At 59.9% G+C, this 16,215-nt stretch carries 12 protein-coding genes and 1 tRNA gene; 3 read left to right on the top strand and 10 right to left on the bottom strand.

The features are described 5' to 3' along the window. Positions 1–23 precede the first annotated feature (23 nt). The 6 genes from HV782_RS26610 to rpsU all read right to left on the bottom strand — a co-directional run bounded on the left by HV782_RS26610 (position 24) and on the right by rpsU (position 9,159). Complete coding sequence (locus tag HV782_RS26610) at positions 24–485, bottom strand: Lrp/AsnC family transcriptional regulator (RefSeq protein ID WP_186746544.1); 462 nt, start codon at positions 483–485, stop codon at positions 24–26. A 132-nt stretch (positions 486–617) separates the two neighbouring features. Continuing rightward, positions 618–694 (bottom strand) — tRNA-Ile (locus HV782_RS26605). 15 nt (positions 695–709) lie between these two features. Further along, positions 710–4,456, bottom strand: a complete 3,747-nt coding sequence (locus tag HV782_RS26600; protein ID WP_186746546.1) for a bifunctional diguanylate cyclase/phosphodiesterase — start codon at positions 4,454–4,456, stop codon at positions 710–712. A gap of 126 nt (positions 4,457–4,582) precedes the next feature. Next, positions 4,583–6,430, bottom strand: a complete 1,848-nt coding sequence (rpoD, locus tag HV782_RS26595; RefSeq protein WP_108592083.1) for an RNA polymerase sigma factor RpoD — start codon at positions 6,428–6,430, stop codon at positions 4,583–4,585. A gap of 67 nt (positions 6,431–6,497) precedes the next feature. Beyond that, complete coding sequence (gene dnaG / locus HV782_RS26590) at positions 6,498–8,462, bottom strand: DNA primase (protein ID WP_123469284.1); 1,965 nt, start codon at positions 8,460–8,462, stop codon at positions 6,498–6,500. Positions 8,463–8,943: 481 nt separating this feature from the next. Next, on the bottom strand, positions 8,944–9,159 hold the full coding sequence (gene rpsU / locus HV782_RS26585; protein WP_002551877.1) for a 30S ribosomal protein S21: 216 nt from the start codon (positions 9,157–9,159) through the stop codon (positions 8,944–8,946). Between the two features lie 199 nt (positions 9,160–9,358). Here rpsU and tsaD point away from each other — a divergent pair, with 199 nt between their 5' ends. Beyond that, positions 9,359–10,384, top strand: coding sequence for a tRNA (adenosine(37)-N6)-threonylcarbamoyltransferase complex transferase subunit TsaD (gene tsaD / locus HV782_RS26580; RefSeq protein WP_123469282.1), 1,026 nt, complete (start codon positions 9,359–9,361; stop codon positions 10,382–10,384). Between the two features lie 23 nt (positions 10,385–10,407). Here the strand turns inward: tsaD and plsY are convergent, their stop codons facing one another. Further along, on the bottom strand, positions 10,408–10,977 hold the full coding sequence (plsY, locus tag HV782_RS26575; RefSeq protein WP_123469280.1) for a glycerol-3-phosphate 1-O-acyltransferase PlsY: 570 nt from the start codon (positions 10,975–10,977) through the stop codon (positions 10,408–10,410). A 74-nt stretch (positions 10,978–11,051) separates the two neighbouring features. On the opposite strand from plsY, the gene folB reads away from it, so the two are divergent. Together folB and folK are read left to right on the top strand one after the other, a co-directional pair. Beyond that, positions 11,052–11,408, top strand: a complete 357-nt coding sequence (gene folB, locus HV782_RS26570; protein ID WP_064390789.1) for a dihydroneopterin aldolase — start codon at positions 11,052–11,054, stop codon at positions 11,406–11,408. Continuing rightward, entirely contained in the window at positions 11,399–11,917 is a 519-nt protein-coding gene (gene folK / locus HV782_RS26565) for a 2-amino-4-hydroxy-6-hydroxymethyldihydropteridine diphosphokinase (protein WP_128613903.1), read from the top strand. The genes folB and folK overlap by 10 nt, the downstream gene beginning before the upstream one ends. An 82-nt stretch (positions 11,918–11,999) precedes the next feature. Here the strand turns inward: folK and HV782_RS26560 are convergent, their stop codons facing one another. From HV782_RS26560 to HV782_RS26550, 3 genes are all read right to left on the bottom strand, one after another. Beyond that, a complete protein-coding gene (locus tag HV782_RS26560) occupies positions 12,000–13,229 on the bottom strand; it encodes a multifunctional CCA addition/repair protein (protein WP_186746549.1) in 1,230 nt (409 codons plus the stop codon). 63 nt (positions 13,230–13,292) lie between these two features. After that, positions 13,293–14,855, bottom strand: a complete 1,563-nt coding sequence (locus HV782_RS26555; protein ID WP_123469274.1) for a SpoVR family protein — start codon at positions 14,853–14,855, stop codon at positions 13,293–13,295. After that, a complete protein-coding gene (locus HV782_RS26550; protein ID WP_007910114.1) occupies positions 14,852–16,123 on the bottom strand; it encodes a YeaH/YhbH family protein in 1,272 nt (423 codons plus the stop codon). Before HV782_RS26550 ends, HV782_RS26555 begins: the two co-directional genes overlap by 4 nt. Between the last annotated feature and the right edge of the window lie 92 nt (positions 16,124–16,215).

Raw genomic sequence — 16,215 nt, 5'->3', positions numbered from 1 at the left:
ACCCGAGAAGTCCGGATACAACCTTAAACCGGCTGCCCCCGATCAATCTTGCTACTCAAAATAATCGACGTCGTGGTCTTCTCCACCCCATCCACACTGCCAATCTGATCCAGCAACTGATCCAGCTGCTCCGGCGAATCCGTGCGCAACCACGCCACATAGTCAAATTCGCCACTCACCGCACACAACTGCTGCACCTGCGCCATCGTACTCAAGCGCCGCAACACCTCTTTGCCGGAACGCGGCTGCACCTTGATCCCGACATACGCCTGCAACCCGCCATCGACCACCCGCTGCCCCAGGCGCACGCCATACCCGGTGATCACCTTGGCCTTTTCCAGCCGCGCCAGCCGCGAAGTCACGGTGGTGCGCGCAATGCCCAACTGCCGGGCGAGCATGGCCACGCTCTCGCGGGCGTTGATCTGCAGGGCGGCGATTAGCTGGCGGTCGATTTCATCAAGCACGGGCGGGCGGATGTCGGGCAAGGGAGGCTCCATAGGGCGCGAATCTTGGTGGAGCATGTTACAGCGTCAACCGGCTGGATATGTAAGCCCCTTATCGTTGTCGGGGGCTGAACGCGGAAACGAAAAAGCCGCGCAATGCGCGGCTTTCAAATGTGGTGGGCCCACACGGACTTGAACCGTGGACCAAAGGATTATGAGTCCTCTGCTCTAACCAACTGAGCTATAGGCCCTCAGTAGGTCGCGGATTATAGCGACGGTTTCTCTGCTGTGCTATCCGAATAATCCGATACGGTTGCACGAAGAAACGTCGCGGCGAACTCTTCCGGTGGCAGCGGCAGGCTGACGATGTAGCCCTGGATCTGTTCGCAGCCTTCGGCGGCGAGGAATTGTTGCTGGGCCTGGGTTTCGACGCCTTCGGCGATTACGGTGAATTGCATGCTCCGGCCCAGGGCGATGATCGCCCGCACAATCGCCGCGTCGTGGGGATCGTCCGGCAGGCCGCGGACGAACGACTGGTCGATCTTGAGGATGTCCAGCGGCAGGCGCTTGAGGTAGCTGAGTGAGGAATAGCCGGTGCCGAAGTCGTCGATGGCCAGTTGTACGCCGAGGCGTTTGAGTTGGTGCAGCACGGCCAGAGCCTCCTCGGCCTGACTCATGATGAAGTTCTCGGTAATCTCCAGTTGCAGTAAATCCGGCATCAGACGGTTGTCTTTGAGCAGTTGCTCAATGCGTCCGAGCAGATTTGGCTGGCGCAGTTGCGCACCGGCGAGGTTGACCGAGAGCGGGCCGAGGCTGTCGTAGACCTGGTTCCACTCGAACATCTGTCGGCACGCGGTCTCCAAGACCCAGTCGCCAATCTGCAGGATCATGCCGTTCTCTTCGGCCAGCGGGATGAAGTGCTCGGGCGGCACCTCGCCAAAGGTCGGGTGGCGCCAGCGAATCAGCGCTTCGGCGCCGACCAGTCGATGATCGTCGAGGCTGATTTTCGGCTGGTAGTAGAGGCGCAATTCATCGCGCTCGATGGCCCGGCGCAACTCGTGTTCCAGCGCCACGCGCTCGCTGGCCTGAGCGGTGAGGTCGCGGGTGTAGCTTTCGACGCGGTTGCGGCCCTTGGCCTTGGAGCGGTACATCGCCGCATCGGCGTTTTTCACCAGAGTGGCGACATCGCAACCGTCGCGCGGATACAGGCTGGTGCCGATGCTGGCGCTGATGAAGAACTCGTGTTCGCCGGCCTGGAACGGTGCGCCGAAGCAGTTGAGCAGTTTGGTGGCGATATGGTCGGCATCGCTGGCCTGGTGCAGGCCAGGCAGCAGGATGATGAATTCATCGCCCCCCAGACGGGCGACGGTGTCGATGTCGCGCAGCTGTTCTTTCAAACGCACCGCGATGCCCTTGAGCAGCAGGTCGCCGACCGGGTGACCGAGGCTGTCATTGATGTGCTTGAAGCGGTCGAGATCGAGAAACAGCACCGCGCCCTGACCGCCGTTTTCCTGCTGGCTGTTCAACGCGGTGAGCAGGCGACTTTCAAACAGGGTGCGGTTCGGCAGGCCGGTCAGCGGGTCGTGATGCGCCTGGTAATCGAGCTTGGCCTGGGCGTGCTTGAGGCTGGAAATATCGGCAAACACCGCGACGAAGTGGGTGATGAATTTGTCGCGATTGCGCACGGCACTGATGGTCAGCCAGCTCGGATACAGCTCGCCGTTTTTACGCCGGTTGGAGATTTCGCCTTGCCAGTGTCCCTCGTCGGTCAACTGGTGCCACATCGCTGCATAAAACGCGCTGTCGTGCAGGCCGGAGGCGAGCAGGCGCGGTGTATGGCCGAGGGCTTCGCTTTCGCTGTAGCCAGTGATTTCGGTGAAGGCGCGATTGACTGCGCTGATGTGTTGCTGGGTGTCGGTGATCAACACGCCTTCGGCGGTGCTCTCGAACACGGTCGCAGCCTGTTGCAGTTTTTCCTGCATCAAATGACGTTCGGTGATATCGCGGGCGATGGTCAGCATGCAGTCTTCTTCGCCAATCGGCAGCGGTCGGCTGGACACTTCGCACAGGCGAATCTGCCCGTCGCTGCGGCGGATATGGCAGGTGAAGTCGCGAACGAAGCCGTCGCGGTGCAGCAGGTCGAGCATCTGCTTGCGTTCGTTTAGGTTGACCCAGATGCCCAGATCCAGCGCCGAGCGATCTACCGACATGGCGCTATTGAAACCGGTGATGCGACTGAAGCCTTCGTTGACCTCCAGCAGCAAGCCGTCGCTCTGGCGCGACAGCAGCAAACCGTCCGGCGAGGCATGGAAGGCCTTGGCGAACTTCTCTTCGGAAGTTTGCAGTTGTTGCTGGGTTTCCTTGAGCTGGGTGATGTCGCGCACCACGACCACGAGCGCCGGCGTGGTGTCGAGGTCGAACGGCTCGGCAGAGATCAGGCCGGTGAACACCTGGCCATTGTGGCGGCGAAAGGGCATCTCCAGGTTGCGGATGCTGCCGGCCTGCAATCGCTGCAACAACCCCGGCCCGACCCCGGGAATGCCCCAGATGTTGAGCTCGGTGGCAGTCTGGCCGATGACCTCTTCGGCTTTCAGGCCGATCTGTTCTTCAAAGGCTTCGTTGACCTCCAGCAGGCAGCCGTCCGACAGCCGTGCAATCACCAGAATGTCCGGGCATTGCTGGAACACCGAGGCGAACTTCTGCTCCGACAGGCGCAGGGCTTCTTCCGTGCGCTTGGTTTCGCTGATATCAATCATCAGGCCGCGCATCACGGGTTCATGGCCGTGCTCGATCAGGCTGACGATATCGCGTACCCACAGGCAGCGGCCGTCGGCGGTGATCACCCGGTAATCGAGGCTGTGATCGCGGCCGGCCAACACTTCGTGGTCGCAGAACGCTTGTGCGCGGGTCAGGTCCGCCGGGTGAATGATGTTGCGCCAGAACCCCGGGATCAGCCAATGGGACAGGGGATAACCGAGCAGATCTTCAGCGTGGGGCGATACATAGCTGTAGGTGAAGTCGCTCATCCGCGCTTCCCAGGCAATCGCCGACAAACTCTCTACCAGTCCGCGATAGTGGTATTCGCTGCTGCGCAGCTCCTGTTCGAGGTCGATGCGGCGAGCGATTTCCGAGCTCAGGCGGCGGTTGATGCGGATCACCACGGCCAGCACGATGATCAACAGCGCCAGGCCCGGCAAACCGTAGATCAGTAGATCTGACCAGAATGTCCGATGATCGAGGACGTTGCCGACCCAATGTTCCTGAATGCTGCTGATTTCGTCAGGACTCATGTCGGCGAGCACTTTGTCGAGAATGCCCACCAGCATCTTGTTTTCGCGTGGCACGGCCATCGCCAGTTGATAGCGATACGGCGTTTCGCCGCTGACGTACAGGCCGTCGAGTTTCAGTTGGCGCAGGCTCCAGACACTGGAGGCGAGGTCGCCGACGACGGCATCCACCTCGTCGGTCGCCAGCGCCTGCAACGCCGAACTGACGTTGGGCATGGCCACCAGGTTCAGATCCGGATGGTGGGTGCGCAGGAGCTCATGGGGCGCGTAGTTTTCCACCACAGCAATCTTCAGGCCGTACAGGTCTTCGAGTTTGCGTGGTTGCGCGCCGCCGACGTGGGCGAGGATGACGATCGGGAAGTCGAGATAGGGCCGGGTGAACGACAAATAGGTCTGGCGCTCCGGCGTGGACATGATGCCCGGTAGCAGGTCGATCTTGCCTTGCTTGACCTGCTCCAGCACCACGGTCCAGCTCACGGGCTCGATGGGCGTGAGTTTGACCGCCAGGCGCTGGCGGATCACATCAATATAGTCCGCCGCCAGCCCCTGATAGCGGGACTGATCGTCGCGAAACTCAAAGGGCGGCCACGACGCATCTACACCCAGGCGCAAGTCCGGGTGAGCCGCCAGCCAGCTACGTTCTTCATCGGTCAGAGTCAGCGCGTCAGCCGTTGCGGTCCAGATCATCAGTGACAGCAAAAAAAGCACGGACGCCAGTCTGGGCATAACGCTCTCGTTATGGCACGGGGGTGATTGTTTCGAGTGTAGACGGGCTATGCGGGGGAGGGGCGGTGCGCGGAATTTAATCTGACCGGAAAACAAAACCCCCGGCCTGGGCCGGGGGTTCTGGTATCACTCGTCGAGGAAGGAGCGCAGATGCTCGCTTCGCGTCGGGTGGCGCAGCTTGCGCAGCGCCTTGGCTTCGATTTGACGGATCCGTTCACGGGTTACGTCAAACTGTTTGCCCACTTCTTCGAGTGTGTGGTCGGTGTTCATGTCGATACCGAAACGCATGCGCAGTACCTTGGCTTCACGGGCAGTGAGGCCGGACAGCACTTCGCGGGTCGCTTCTTTCAGGCTTTCAACGGTTGCAACATCGATTGGCGACTGCATGGTCGAGTCTTCGATGAAGTCACCCAGATGAGAGTCTTCGTCATCACCGATCGGGGTTTCCATGGAGATCGGCTCTTTAGCGATCTTCAACACCTTGCGGATCTTGTCCTCAGGCATTTCCATGCGTTCGCCCAGCTCTTCCGGAGTCGGTTCGCGACCCATTTCCTGTAGCATCTGGCGGGAAATACGGTTGAGCTTGTTGATCGTCTCGATCATGTGCACCGGAATACGGATGGTGCGGGCCTGGTCGGCGATCGAGCGAGTGATCGCCTGACGGATCCACCAGGTGGCATAAGTCGAGAACTTGTAACCACGACGGTATTCGAACTTGTCCACCGCTTTCATCAGACCGATGTTGCCTTCCTGGATCAGATCGAGGAATTGCAGGCCGCGGTTGGTGTACTTCTTGGCGATCGAGATCACCAGACGCAAGTTCGCTTCAACCATCTCTTTCTTCGCGCGGCGGGCCTTGGCCTCACCGATCGACATGCGACGGTTGATGTCCTTGATTTCAGCGATGGTCAGGCCGGTCTCGGTTTCCAGCGCAATCAGCTTCTGCTGGCAACGGATGATGTCCGGCTGTACGCGACCAATGGCTTCGGCGTATTTGCTCTTGCCTTTGGCCAGCGCGTCGGACCAGCTTTCGTCGACTTCATTGCCCGGGAACTGACGCAGGAAATCGGCGCGTGGCATACGTGCATCACGTACGCACAGTTGCATGATCGCGCGCTCTTGCTGACGCAGACGATCCAGGGCGCTGCGAACACGCTCGACCAAGGCTTCGAATTGCTTCGGCACCAGTTTGATCGGCATGAACAGCTCGGCCAGGGCCAGCAACTCGGCAACCGCTGCCTTGTTGTGACGACCGTGCTTTTTCAGGGCCTTGCGGGTGATTTCCATCTGATCGGCCACAGCGCCGAAACGCTGGGCAGCGATGACCGGATCCGGACCGCTTTCGGCTTCTTCTTCGTCATCCGAAGCTTCGGCGTCATCGTCGTCGGTGTCGTCGTCAGCCTTGGCGGCTTTCGCGTCGATCGGCGGCGGCACTTCGGCCGCCGGCGGCGCAATGCCGTCGTCCGGGTCGATGTAACCGCTCAGTACGTCGGACAGGCGACCACCTTCGGTGGTGACGCGGGTGTACTCGGAGAGAATGTGGTCAACCGTGCCAGGGAAGTGCGCGATAGCGCTCATCACTTCACGGATGCCTTCTTCGATACGTTTGGCGATTTCGATTTCGCCTTCACGAGTCAGAAGCTCGACCGTACCCATTTCACGCATGTACATGCGCACTGGGTCGGTGGTGCGACCGATATCGGTCTCCACCGCTGCCAACGCGGCGGCTGCTTCTTCCGCAGCGGCCTCGTCGGTATCGGCGTCGGCCAACATAAGGGCGTCCGCATCCGGAGCACTCTCGTGTACGGGGATCCCCATGTCGTTAATCATGCGGATGATGTCTTCCACCTGCTCCGGATCTGAAATATCCTCGGGCAGGTGGTCGTTGACCTCGGCGTAAGTCAGATACTTCTGCTCACGACCCAGTTTGATCAACTCAATAATACGAGACTGCTGTTGCGCTTTTCCGGACATAACACCCTATCCACTGAAGGTCTTGGCGGGCAAAAAACAAGCCGAGGATTATACCTGAGCTATGACCTCACGCGCCAGTTGAGGTCGGGTTTGATGCGGAAACATTGCGACTTAAAAGGTCGCGCAGTTGATTTTTCTCTTCGGCACTCAGTTCGCTTTGACGCGCTTTCCTGAGCAACTGTTCCAGATTTCGCTCGCGTTGGCGGGCTGACAAGCTAGTAATGGTGTCGAAAAACTGTTGTTCAAGGTTATCTCCGTCAATCAACCATTCCTTTTCAGCCAGTGCCTTGAGCAGACGCCCCTGTTCAGTGCCGTGCCATCGCGCGATCAACTGAAATGAGTTTAGCTTGGGATTCTTCTGTACGGCTTCGAGCAAGGCCACAAGCAACTGGGCATTGGTCTGGTTTTCGTCCGCAATGTGCCCGGCGTCTTCAACGCGCTCGGCCAGTTGCGGGTGATGAAGCAAGGTGCGCAGGGCGGTCAGGGTCGGCGATTCGACGCCAATCGGCGTGCGCTGACGCTGCGGTTGATCGCGATCGCCACGCTTGCCGTTCTTGTCCCAGGGCTTTTTGTCCCATTTCTTGCCGCCAGCGCCGGGTTTCTTCGGCGTCCACTCCTGCTGCGGCACGTACATGTCCTGTGCCTGCGGCTGATGGTAGTCGCTGTAATCCGGCATTGCGTCGTAGTCGATGCCCGGATCGTAGGCGGGCGGCGCTTCCTGCGGCGCACTTTGCGCCAGCTGGCTGACAGTTTCGCTGCTCAGGCCGGTGATTTCGGTCAGGCGCTGCCGCATCAGGATGCGCAAGTTCGCGCCCGGCACTTTGTCGATCAACGGTGCGGCGAGGGTGGCCATGTGCGCCTTGCCCTCGAGCGAGCGCGGATCGGCTTCTTCGGTCAATTGCTGGAAGAAATAATCCGCCAGTGGCTGCGCATGCTGATTGATTCGCGCCTTGAAGGCGTCGGTGCCTTCGGCGCGGACCAGGGTGTCCGGGTCTTCGCCCTCCGGCAGAAACAGAAAGCGCGCGCGGCGTCCGTCTTGCAGGCACGGAAGGGTCGCTTCCAGTGCGCGCCAGGCGGCATTGCGGCCGGCCTGGTCACCGTCGAAGCAAAACAATACGTTCGGCACCACGCGAAACAGGCGTTTCAAGTGTTCTTCGCTGGTCGCGGTACCCAGCGTCGCAACGGCATTGCGCAGGCCTTGCTGGGCGAGGGCGATGACATCCATATAACCTTCGACGACGATGATTTCGTCGAGGTTGCGGTTGTTTTTGCGCGCCTCATAAAGGCCGTAGAGCTCCTGGCCTTTATGGAATACCGGGGTTTCCGGTGAGTTCAGGTACTTCGGCTTGTCGTCGCCAAGCACCCGGCCACCGAAAGCGATGATTCGGCCACGGGTGTCGCGGATCGGAAACATCACGCGATCGCGGAAGCGGTCATAGCGTTTGCCGGTTTCGGCGTTCTCGATCAGCAGGCCGGCGTCGATCATGGCCTTCTGTTGCAAGGTGTCGCTGCTCAGGTGCTTGAACAGGTTGTCCCAGCCCGGCGGTGCAAAACCGAGGCCGAAATCCCGGGCGATTTCGCCGGTCAGGCCGCGGCCCTTGAGATAGTCGACTGCGGCTTTGCGTGCCGGGTGGCTCTTGAGCGCCTGCCGGTAAAAATCGGCGGCGGCGGTGAGCAGCGGGTACAGCGGCGAATCCGTCGGTTGACGCGGTTTGTGCGGGCGACCGCTTTCTTCGCGGGGGATTTCCATGCCGGCGGCTTTGGCCAGATCCTCGACGGCCTGGGGGAAGTCCAGGTTGTCGTGATCCATGAGAAAGCCGAGGGCATTACCGCCGGCGCCGCAGCCGAAGCAGTAATAGAACTGCTTGTCGGGGCTGACGCTGAAGGACGGGGTTTTCTCTTTGTGAAACGGGCAACAGGCGGTGTAATTCTTGCCGGCCTTCTTCAATTGCACGCGCGAGCTCACCACATCGACGATGTCGGTGCGGTTCAGCAGGTCGTCAATGAAGCTCTGGGGAATCAGCCCGGCCATGGCGTTCTCGTCTGCGCTGTAATGAGTCCGATGCGAAGGGCGGCCGGACGCAGGTCTTGAGTGAAACGCACACAATGGGCGGTTCGACCGGGTTCGGTTGCGTAATCGCTGTCGGGAAGTGTATCTGCCGAAAATCCACTGACGTTAGTAACAATCAGCCTTCGACTATTTGAAAGTGTTGCGCTGAATCCGCTGACGGCCAGTCAAGGGCCTCGGATAGCTCAATAAAGCGGGCACGCATGCAGGTGCCTTGGGCTGATCGTCGTGAGAGGAATCAGTGGGTGTGCTCGTCAGTAGCCTTGAAAGGCTCGTCAGAAAAGACGTGCACCGCTGGCAAAAGAGCCAGGCCTGACGCGGTGAAGCGGGTTTGTCTAGGTCGCGTGTGCGGCTTCGACGGTGAAGCATCAAGCGTTTTTACGCAAATGCCATTAGCCCGGCTGAGGGCCGGGCTTGGCAGAAGCTTGCTACGATCGTCTGCGTATTAGTACAGACGAACGGCGCGGCGCTGTTCGCGCTGAACTTTCTTGGCGTGACGCTTAACAGCGGCTGCTGCTTTGCGCTTACGCTCAGAAGTTGGCTTCTCGTAAAATTCGCGGCTACGAACTTCAGCCAGTACACCGGCTTTTTCGCAGGAGCGCTTGAAACGACGCAGAGCTACGTCGAAGGGTTCGTTCTCTTTAACTTTGACGGCTGGCATCCAGAGCTACCTTCATTCATTACCGGGGTCAACATCCTCGCGGCAAAAGAGCACTTGAAGACGTCGGTTTTTAAGGGTTGCGGATGTTAACCCCTCATCGCTCGGAATGCAAAGCCTCTGATCGAAAACCGCTAGTCGGGGCATCGCGTGGCGACTATTATGCGCGCCTTCGAATTCAGCCTAAACAAGGCGCAAACCCATGCTAGTACTGGGATTAGAAACCTCCTGCGACGAAACCGGCGTCGCATTATATGACAGTGAACGCGGTCTGCTGGCCGATGCGCTGTTCAGTCAGATCGACCTGCACCGCGTCTATGGCGGTGTAGTGCCGGAGCTGGCCTCGCGTGACCACGTCAAGCGCATGCTGCCCTTGATTCGTCAGGTGTTGGCCGAGGCTGACTGCGTGCCGACCGAGATCGACGCCATCGCCTACACCGCGGGTCCTGGCCTGGTCGGCGCGCTGCTGGTGGGTGCTTCCTGCGCGCAGGCACTGGCGTTTGCCTGGGGCATTCCGGCACTCGGTGTGCACCACATGGAAGGCCACTTGCTGGCGCCGATGCTGGAGCCAAAACCGCCGGAATTTCCGTTCGTCGCTTTGTTGGTCTCCGGCGGTCATACGCAACTGGTTCAGGTCGATGGCATCGGCCAATACAGCCTGCTCGGCGAAACGCTCGACGATGCCGCCGGCGAAGCGTTCGACAAGACCGCAAAAATGATGGGCCTCAATTATCCGGGCGGACCGGAAATCGCCAAGCTGGCCGAGAAGGGCGTCGCAGGACGTTTTACCTTTCCGCGTCCGATGTGTGATCGCCCGGGCCTGGATTTCAGCTTCAGCGGCCTGAAAACCTTTGCTCTCAACACCTGGCAGCAATGCGTCAGCGCCGGGGACGACGGCGAGCAAGCCCGTTGCGACATCGCGCTGGCGTTCCAGCAGGCCGTGGTGGAGACTTTGACCATCAAGTGCAAGCGTGCCCTGAAACAGGCCGGGATGAAGCGTCTGGTGATCGCTGGCGGCGTCAGTGCCAACAAGGCGTTGCGTGTTTCGCTGGAAAAGATGCTCGGCGATATGAAGGGCGATGTGTTTTATGCCCGTCCCGAGTTCTGCACCGACAATGGCGCGATGATCGCGTTTGCCGGTTGCCAGCGTTTGCAGGCCGGTCAGCAGGAAAGTCTGGCGATCAGCGTGCAGGCGCGCTGGCCGATGGAGCAGTTGTCGGCGCTGTGATGAGCGGCGTTCACGGGCGGTATTTAAAAATGCCGTTCGCGCCCGGCAAACAGGTCGCGTAGATTGCCGCGGTGGCGCCAGACGATCAGTAGCGTCAACGCGCTCATCGGCAATAGCGCTTCCGGTTCCTGCCAGGCCAGCAAGGGCAGGGTCAGCGGCGTGGCGATCAGCGCCGCCAGCGAGCTGGTGCGGGTCAGGTAGAACGTCAGCAGCCAGGCACACACCGCCAGCAGCGCGGCGGGCGGATACAGGCCCAGCAGCATGCCGGCAGCCGTGGCGACGCCTTTGCCGCCGCGAAAGCGGAAGTACAGCGGGAACAGGTGACCGATCACGGCGCACACGCCGATCCAGGCCTGATCCTGCAGCGAAAGGCCCATGGCCGCTGCGATCAGCACCGGCACCAGGCCTTTGCACAGATCACCCAGCAGGGTCAGGATCGCCAGTTTGCGACCGGCCAGGCGCAGCATGTTGGTGGCGCCGGCATTGCCCGAGCCACTCATTCGCGGATCCGGGTTTCCGGTGAGGCGGCTGAGCAAAATGGCGAAGGACAGAGAGCCGAGCAGGTAGGCGAGAGTCGCCAGTAACCAAAACATGCTAACTATTCCGGGCGAGGACGCCCTGATTCTAACGGCGCATTGCGCCCTTGTCGTGCAGCGGAGAGAAGTGCTTGGACAGAGTGTTTATCGAGGGCCTGGAAGTCGACACCGTGATCGGTGCCTACGACTGGGAGCGCGGCATCCGCCAGTGTCTGCGTCTTGACCTGAGCTTCGCCTGGGACAATCGTCCGGCGGCGGCCGGTGACGACCTGACCCTGGCGCTCGATTACGCCAGCGTCTCCACGCGCATCCAGGCCTTTGCCGAGCAGGCACAGTTCCAATTGGTCGAGACGTTCGCCGAGCGTCTGGTGGAAGTGCTGATGAGTGAGTTCAAGATCACTTGGGTGCGTCTGAAATTGACCAAGCCCGGCGCCGTGCCGGCGGCCAAGGGTGGCGTGGGCGTGGAGATCGAGCGCGGATGTCGCTGACTCAGATTTATCTCGGGCTCGGTAGCAATATCGAGCGTGAAACCCATTTGCGTGCAGGTCTCGACGCATTGGCGACGTTCTTGGTCGATATCCGCTGTTCGGCGGTATTCGAAAGCCAGCCAGTGGGAATCAAGAGTGGGCCGTTCTTCAACTTCGTGGTGTCGGCCTACACCGATCTGTCGCTGATGGAGCTGGATCGCCGCTTGAAGTTCATCGAGGCTGACAACGGCCGTTACGCGCCGGATCGCAAGGGTTTGCCATTGGATATCGACGTGCTGTTGTACGGCGATCTGGTGGGGAATTTCGATGGATTGACGCTGCCGCGCGCCGAAATCCTGAAAAACGCCTTTGTGCTGTGGCCGCTGTCGCTGATTGCGCCGGATCGCCTGCATCCGGGTGTGGGAAAAAGCTTCGCGACAGTGTGGGCCGAGGCGCAGATTGATCAGGTACTGGCGCCAGTGGCGTTCGAGTGGCGGGGCGAACAGCTCACGCCTGCTGATTTGATGTGAGCTGACCGACGCCTTCGCGAGCTAGCCCGCTCCCACAGAGAAGTGCATTGCAATGTGGGGGAGGGCTTGCTCGCGAAGCCTTTCAGGCTGACGCCGCTTCTTTGTAAGCCTTCAATGCCTTGAGCCGCTCGCGCTTGAGCGCCTCGCCCAGCTCCGGGCCTTTGAACCCTTTCTCCAGCAACGGCTGTACTGCCACGCCACGCGCTACCTTGGCCGCGCCGCGCAAATAATCCGCTTGTGGATAACTACGCTGCTCCAGCCCTTTGCGTCCGCGCGCATCCATTTCGCAGGCGACGATGAATTCTTCGAAACGCTGCGGCCGGCGATACACATCGAAACTGTGCAGCAGCTCCAGCAGCGTCGATGCTTTCAGTTCCAGGGCGCGATGGCCGTGGGTGTGATACTGGCCCACCAGCAACGCCAGTTCCTGGCAATCCTTCGGCGCCTTGAAGCGCTCGTTGACTGCTTTGATCAGCCGCAGGCCTTTATGCTCATGGGCAATGTGCCGAGGCCACTCGTCTTCCGGTGTCAGGCCTTTACCGAGATCGTGCAGCAGGCAAGCCCAGCGCACGGTCAGCGGTTGCTTGTGCAGGGCTGATTGCTCCAGCACGCTTAGGGTGTGCACACCGCTGTCGATTTCCGGATGATGAGCCTCGGGTTGCGGTACGCCGAACAGCGCGTCAACTTCCGGCATCAGCACTTTCAGTGCACCGCAGTCGCGCAGCACCTGGATGAATACCTGCGGCTGATCTTCCATCAATGCCCGAGAGATTTCTTTCCAGCTGCGTTCAGCCGTCAACGCTTGCAGTTCGCCGGAATCGCTGAGCTGACGCATCAACGCGAGTGTCTCGGGGGCGACCGTGAAACCCAGTCCGGCATAGCGGGCGGCGAAGCGCGCCACACGCAGTACCCGCAGAGGATCTTCGGCAAACGCCGGGGAAACGTGGCGCAAAATCCGGTTCTCGAGATCACGTTGCCCCTGATACGGATCAGTCAGATGCTGCTGATCGTCTTCGGCCATCGCATTGATGGTCAAGTCGCGGCGGATCAGGTCTTCTTCAAGCGTGACGTCGGGGCTGGCGTGAAAAGTGAAACCGCCATAGCCGCGACCGCTTTTGCGTTCGGTGCGGGCGAGGGCGTATTCCTCGCCGCTTTTGGGATGGAGAAACACCGGGAAATCCGCACCGACCGGGCGATAACCCAGGGCGAGCATTTCATCCGTGGTTGCACCGACCACCACCCAATCGACATCGGTAACCGGGATACCCAGCAAGCGATCGCGAACCGCGCCGCCAACCTTGAAAATCTGCATAAAAAACCTCCGTTAGCCTGACAGGATAACCCTTGTGTCAGGCTTTCGGAGGCCGCAAGCGGATCAAAGATGAATGACGGCGAGGTCAAGTCGGCCGTAATCCCCTTCGCTGTGTTCACTGCGTGGCGGAACGTGATGGGTTTTCATGATCTGGTCGCCTTGCAGGGTTTCCAGATGAATGTCGAAGCCCCACAGGCGATGCAGGTGTTTGAGCACCTCGTCGGTGGAGTCGCCCAGCGGTTTGCGGTCGTGCTGCTGATGGCGCAGGGTCAGCGAGCGGTCGCCACGGCGGTCGATGCTGTAGATTTGCACGTTCGGTTCGCGATTGCCGAGGTTGTACTGCGCAGCGAGGGTTTCGCGAATGATTCGGTAGCCACCTTCGTCGTGGATCGCCGGTACCAGCAGATCATCCTTCTGATCATCATCGAGAATGCTGAACAGTTTCAGGTCGCGGATCACCTTCGGTGACAGGTATTGCAGGATGAAACTCTCGTCCTTGAAGCTGCTCATGGCGAACTTGATGGATGACAACCAGTCAGTGCCCGCCAGGTCCGGGAACCAGCGCCGGTCCTCTTCAGTCGGCTCTTCGCACATGCGCCGAATGTCGCGGTACATGGCAAAGCCCAGGGCATACGGGTTGATCCCGCTGTAGTAGGGGCTGTCGAAACCTGGCTGGAACACCACGCTGGTGTGCGAGGTGAGAAATTCCATCATGAACCCATCCGTGACCAGGCCCTCGTCATACAGGTCGTTCATGAGCGTGTAGTGCCAGAATGTCGCCCAGCCTTCGTTCATCACCTGGGTCTGGCGCTGTGGATAGAAATACTGGGCGATCTTGCGCACGATCCGCACGATCTCGCGCTGCCAGGGCTCCAGCAGCGGCGCGTGCTTCTCGATGAAATACAGAATGTTTTCCTGCGGTTCGGCCGGAAAGCGTGCGTTGTCCTTGTCGCTGTATTTGTCTGCGCCTTTGGGAATGGTGCGCCACAGATCGTTGATCTGCTTCTGCATGTGCTCTTCGCGGTCCTTCTGCCGCCGGCGTTCCTCCTCGGCGGAAATCGGATACGGACGCTTGTAGCGGTCGACACCGTAGTTCATCAGCGCATGGCAGGAGTCGAGCAGGTCTTCCACCGCGTCGATGCCGTGGCGTTCCTCGCACTGCATGATGTACTGCTTGGCGAACACCAGGTAATCAATGATCGAGCTGGCGTCGGTCCAGGTGCGGAACAGGTAGTTGCCCTTGAAGAAGCTGTTGTGGCCGTAGCACGCGTGCGCTACCACCAGTGCCTGCATGCAGATGGTGTTTTCTTCCATCAGGTAGGCGATGCACGGGTCCGAGTTGATCACGATCTCGTAGGCCAGGCCCATCTGCCCGCGACTGTAGGATTTTTCGGTGCTGAGGAAATGCTTGCCGTAGGACCAGTGGTGATAACCCAGTGGCATGCCCACCGAGGCATACGCATCCATCATCTGCTCGGCGGTGATCACTTCGATCTGGTTGGGATAGGTATCCAGCGCATAACCGGCCGCGATACGGGCGATTTCGCGGTCATAGGTCTGGATCAGCTCGAACGTCCATTCGGAGCCGGTGGAAATGGGTTGGCGCTTCTGCTCTTTGGCGGTCATGTCACTAACCTGCGCTGGAAGAGTTCACGGAAGACCGGATAGATATCCCCGGCCGAGACCAGTTGCTGCTGGGCAAACGTGTCGGAAAAGGCTTCGGCGATGCGTTCGTACTCGTACCACAAGGCCTGATGTTCGCGCGGGGTGATCTCCACATAAGTGTAGTACTGCACAAACGGCATGATCTGGTTGATCAGGATATCGCGGCAGATCGGCGAGTCGTCGTTCCAGTTGTCGCCGTCGGAGGCTTGGGCGGCGTAGATATTCCACTCGTTGCTCGGATAACGCTCGGCCATGATCTCCTGCATCAGCTTCAGGGCGCTGGAAACGATGGTGCCGCCGGTTTCCCGTGAGTAGAAAAACTCCTCCTCATCGACTTCTCGGGCGCTGGTGTGATGGCGGATGAACACCACGTCGATCTTGTCGTAGTTCCGCTTGAGAAACAGGTACAGCAGGATGAAGAAGCGTTTGGCGATGTCCTTGGTGGCCTGGGTCATGGAGCCGGAGACGTCCATCAGGCAGAACATCACCGCTTTCGAACTGGGGTTGGGCTGCTTGATCAGCAGGTTGTATTTCAGGTCGAACGTGTCGAGGAACGGAACGCGATGGATACGCGCGCTGAGTTTCTCGATTTCTGCCTCAAGCTCCTGAATATCGCCGAAGTTGTCTGGCTCTTCGCGTCTCAGACGCTCAAGTTCTTCTTTGACTTCCCGCAGTTTTGCCCGGCTGCTGCCGGACAGCGCGATGCGCCGCGCGTGAGCCGAACGCAGTGTGCGGATGATATTGATGCGAGAAGGGTTGCCTTCGTTGCTGATCCCGGCGCGCACGGTCTTAAAGGTGTCGGTACCGCTCAGGTTGCGTTTGACCAGATTCGGCAGTTCGAGGTCCTCGAACATGAATTCGAGAAATTCTTCCTGAGTGATCTGGAAGACGAACTCGTCCATGCCCTCGCCGGAATTGCCGGCCTTGCCCGGCCCGCGTCCGCCGCCGCCTCCCGGTGGACGAGCGATGTGTTCGCCGGCGGTGAATTCCTTGTTGCCGGGATGCACCACGGTCTGCTTGCCGCCGCGGCCATGATGAAGCACCGGTTCGTCGATGTCGCGACCGGGAATACTGATTTGCTCGCCGTGCTCCATATCGGTAATGGAACGGCGGCTGACCGCCTCTTCGACAGCCTTCTTGATGTGATCACGGTAACGCCGCAGGAAACGTTGGCGGTTCACCGTGCTCTTGTTCTTGCCATTGAGACGTCGGTCGATCACATAGCTCATAGACCCCTCCGGGGAGCTTCAAGTCATAAGCCCCAAGCTGCAAGTGAAAGCTCTCCCGTTCCCGAAACCGGTCTCTGCTGTTCTCTTGCAGC

It is taken from the genome of Pseudomonas monsensis, assembly GCF_014268495.2.
Lineage (GTDB): Bacteria > Pseudomonadota > Gammaproteobacteria > Pseudomonadales > Pseudomonadaceae > Aquipseudomonas > Aquipseudomonas monsensis.
This window is presented reverse-complemented; position numbering and strand designations above follow the sequence as displayed.

Coding starts and splice junctions, on each gene's coding strand:
- HV782_RS26600 (WP_186746546.1), bottom strand. CDS start 4,456: ATGCCCAGACTGGCGTCCGTGCTTTTTTTGCTGTCACTGATGATCTGG.
- HV782_RS26555 (WP_123469274.1), bottom strand. CDS start 14,855: ATGACCGCCAAAGAGCAGAAGCGCCAACCCATTTCCACCGGCTCCGAA.
- plsY (WP_123469280.1), bottom strand. CDS start 10,977: ATGTTTTGGTTACTGGCGACTCTCGCCTACCTGCTCGGCTCTCTGTCC.
- rpoD (WP_108592083.1), bottom strand. CDS start 6,430: ATGTCCGGAAAAGCGCAACAGCAGTCTCGTATTATTGAGTTGATCAAA.
- HV782_RS26550 (WP_007910114.1), bottom strand. CDS start 16,123: ATGAGCTATGTGATCGACCGACGTCTCAATGGCAAGAACAAGAGCACG.
- rpsU (WP_002551877.1), bottom strand. CDS start 9,159: ATGCCAGCCGTCAAAGTTAAAGAGAACGAACCCTTCGACGTAGCTCTG.
- folK (WP_128613903.1), top strand. CDS start 11,399: ATGTCGCTGACTCAGATTTATCTCGGGCTCGGTAGCAATATCGAGCGT.
- tsaD (WP_123469282.1), top strand. CDS start 9,359: ATGCTAGTACTGGGATTAGAAACCTCCTGCGACGAAACCGGCGTCGCA.
- dnaG (WP_123469284.1), bottom strand. CDS start 8,462: ATGGCCGGGCTGATTCCCCAGAGCTTCATTGACGACCTGCTGAACCGC.
- HV782_RS26560 (WP_186746549.1), bottom strand. CDS start 13,229: ATGCAGATTTTCAAGGTTGGCGGCGCGGTTCGCGATCGCTTGCTGGGT.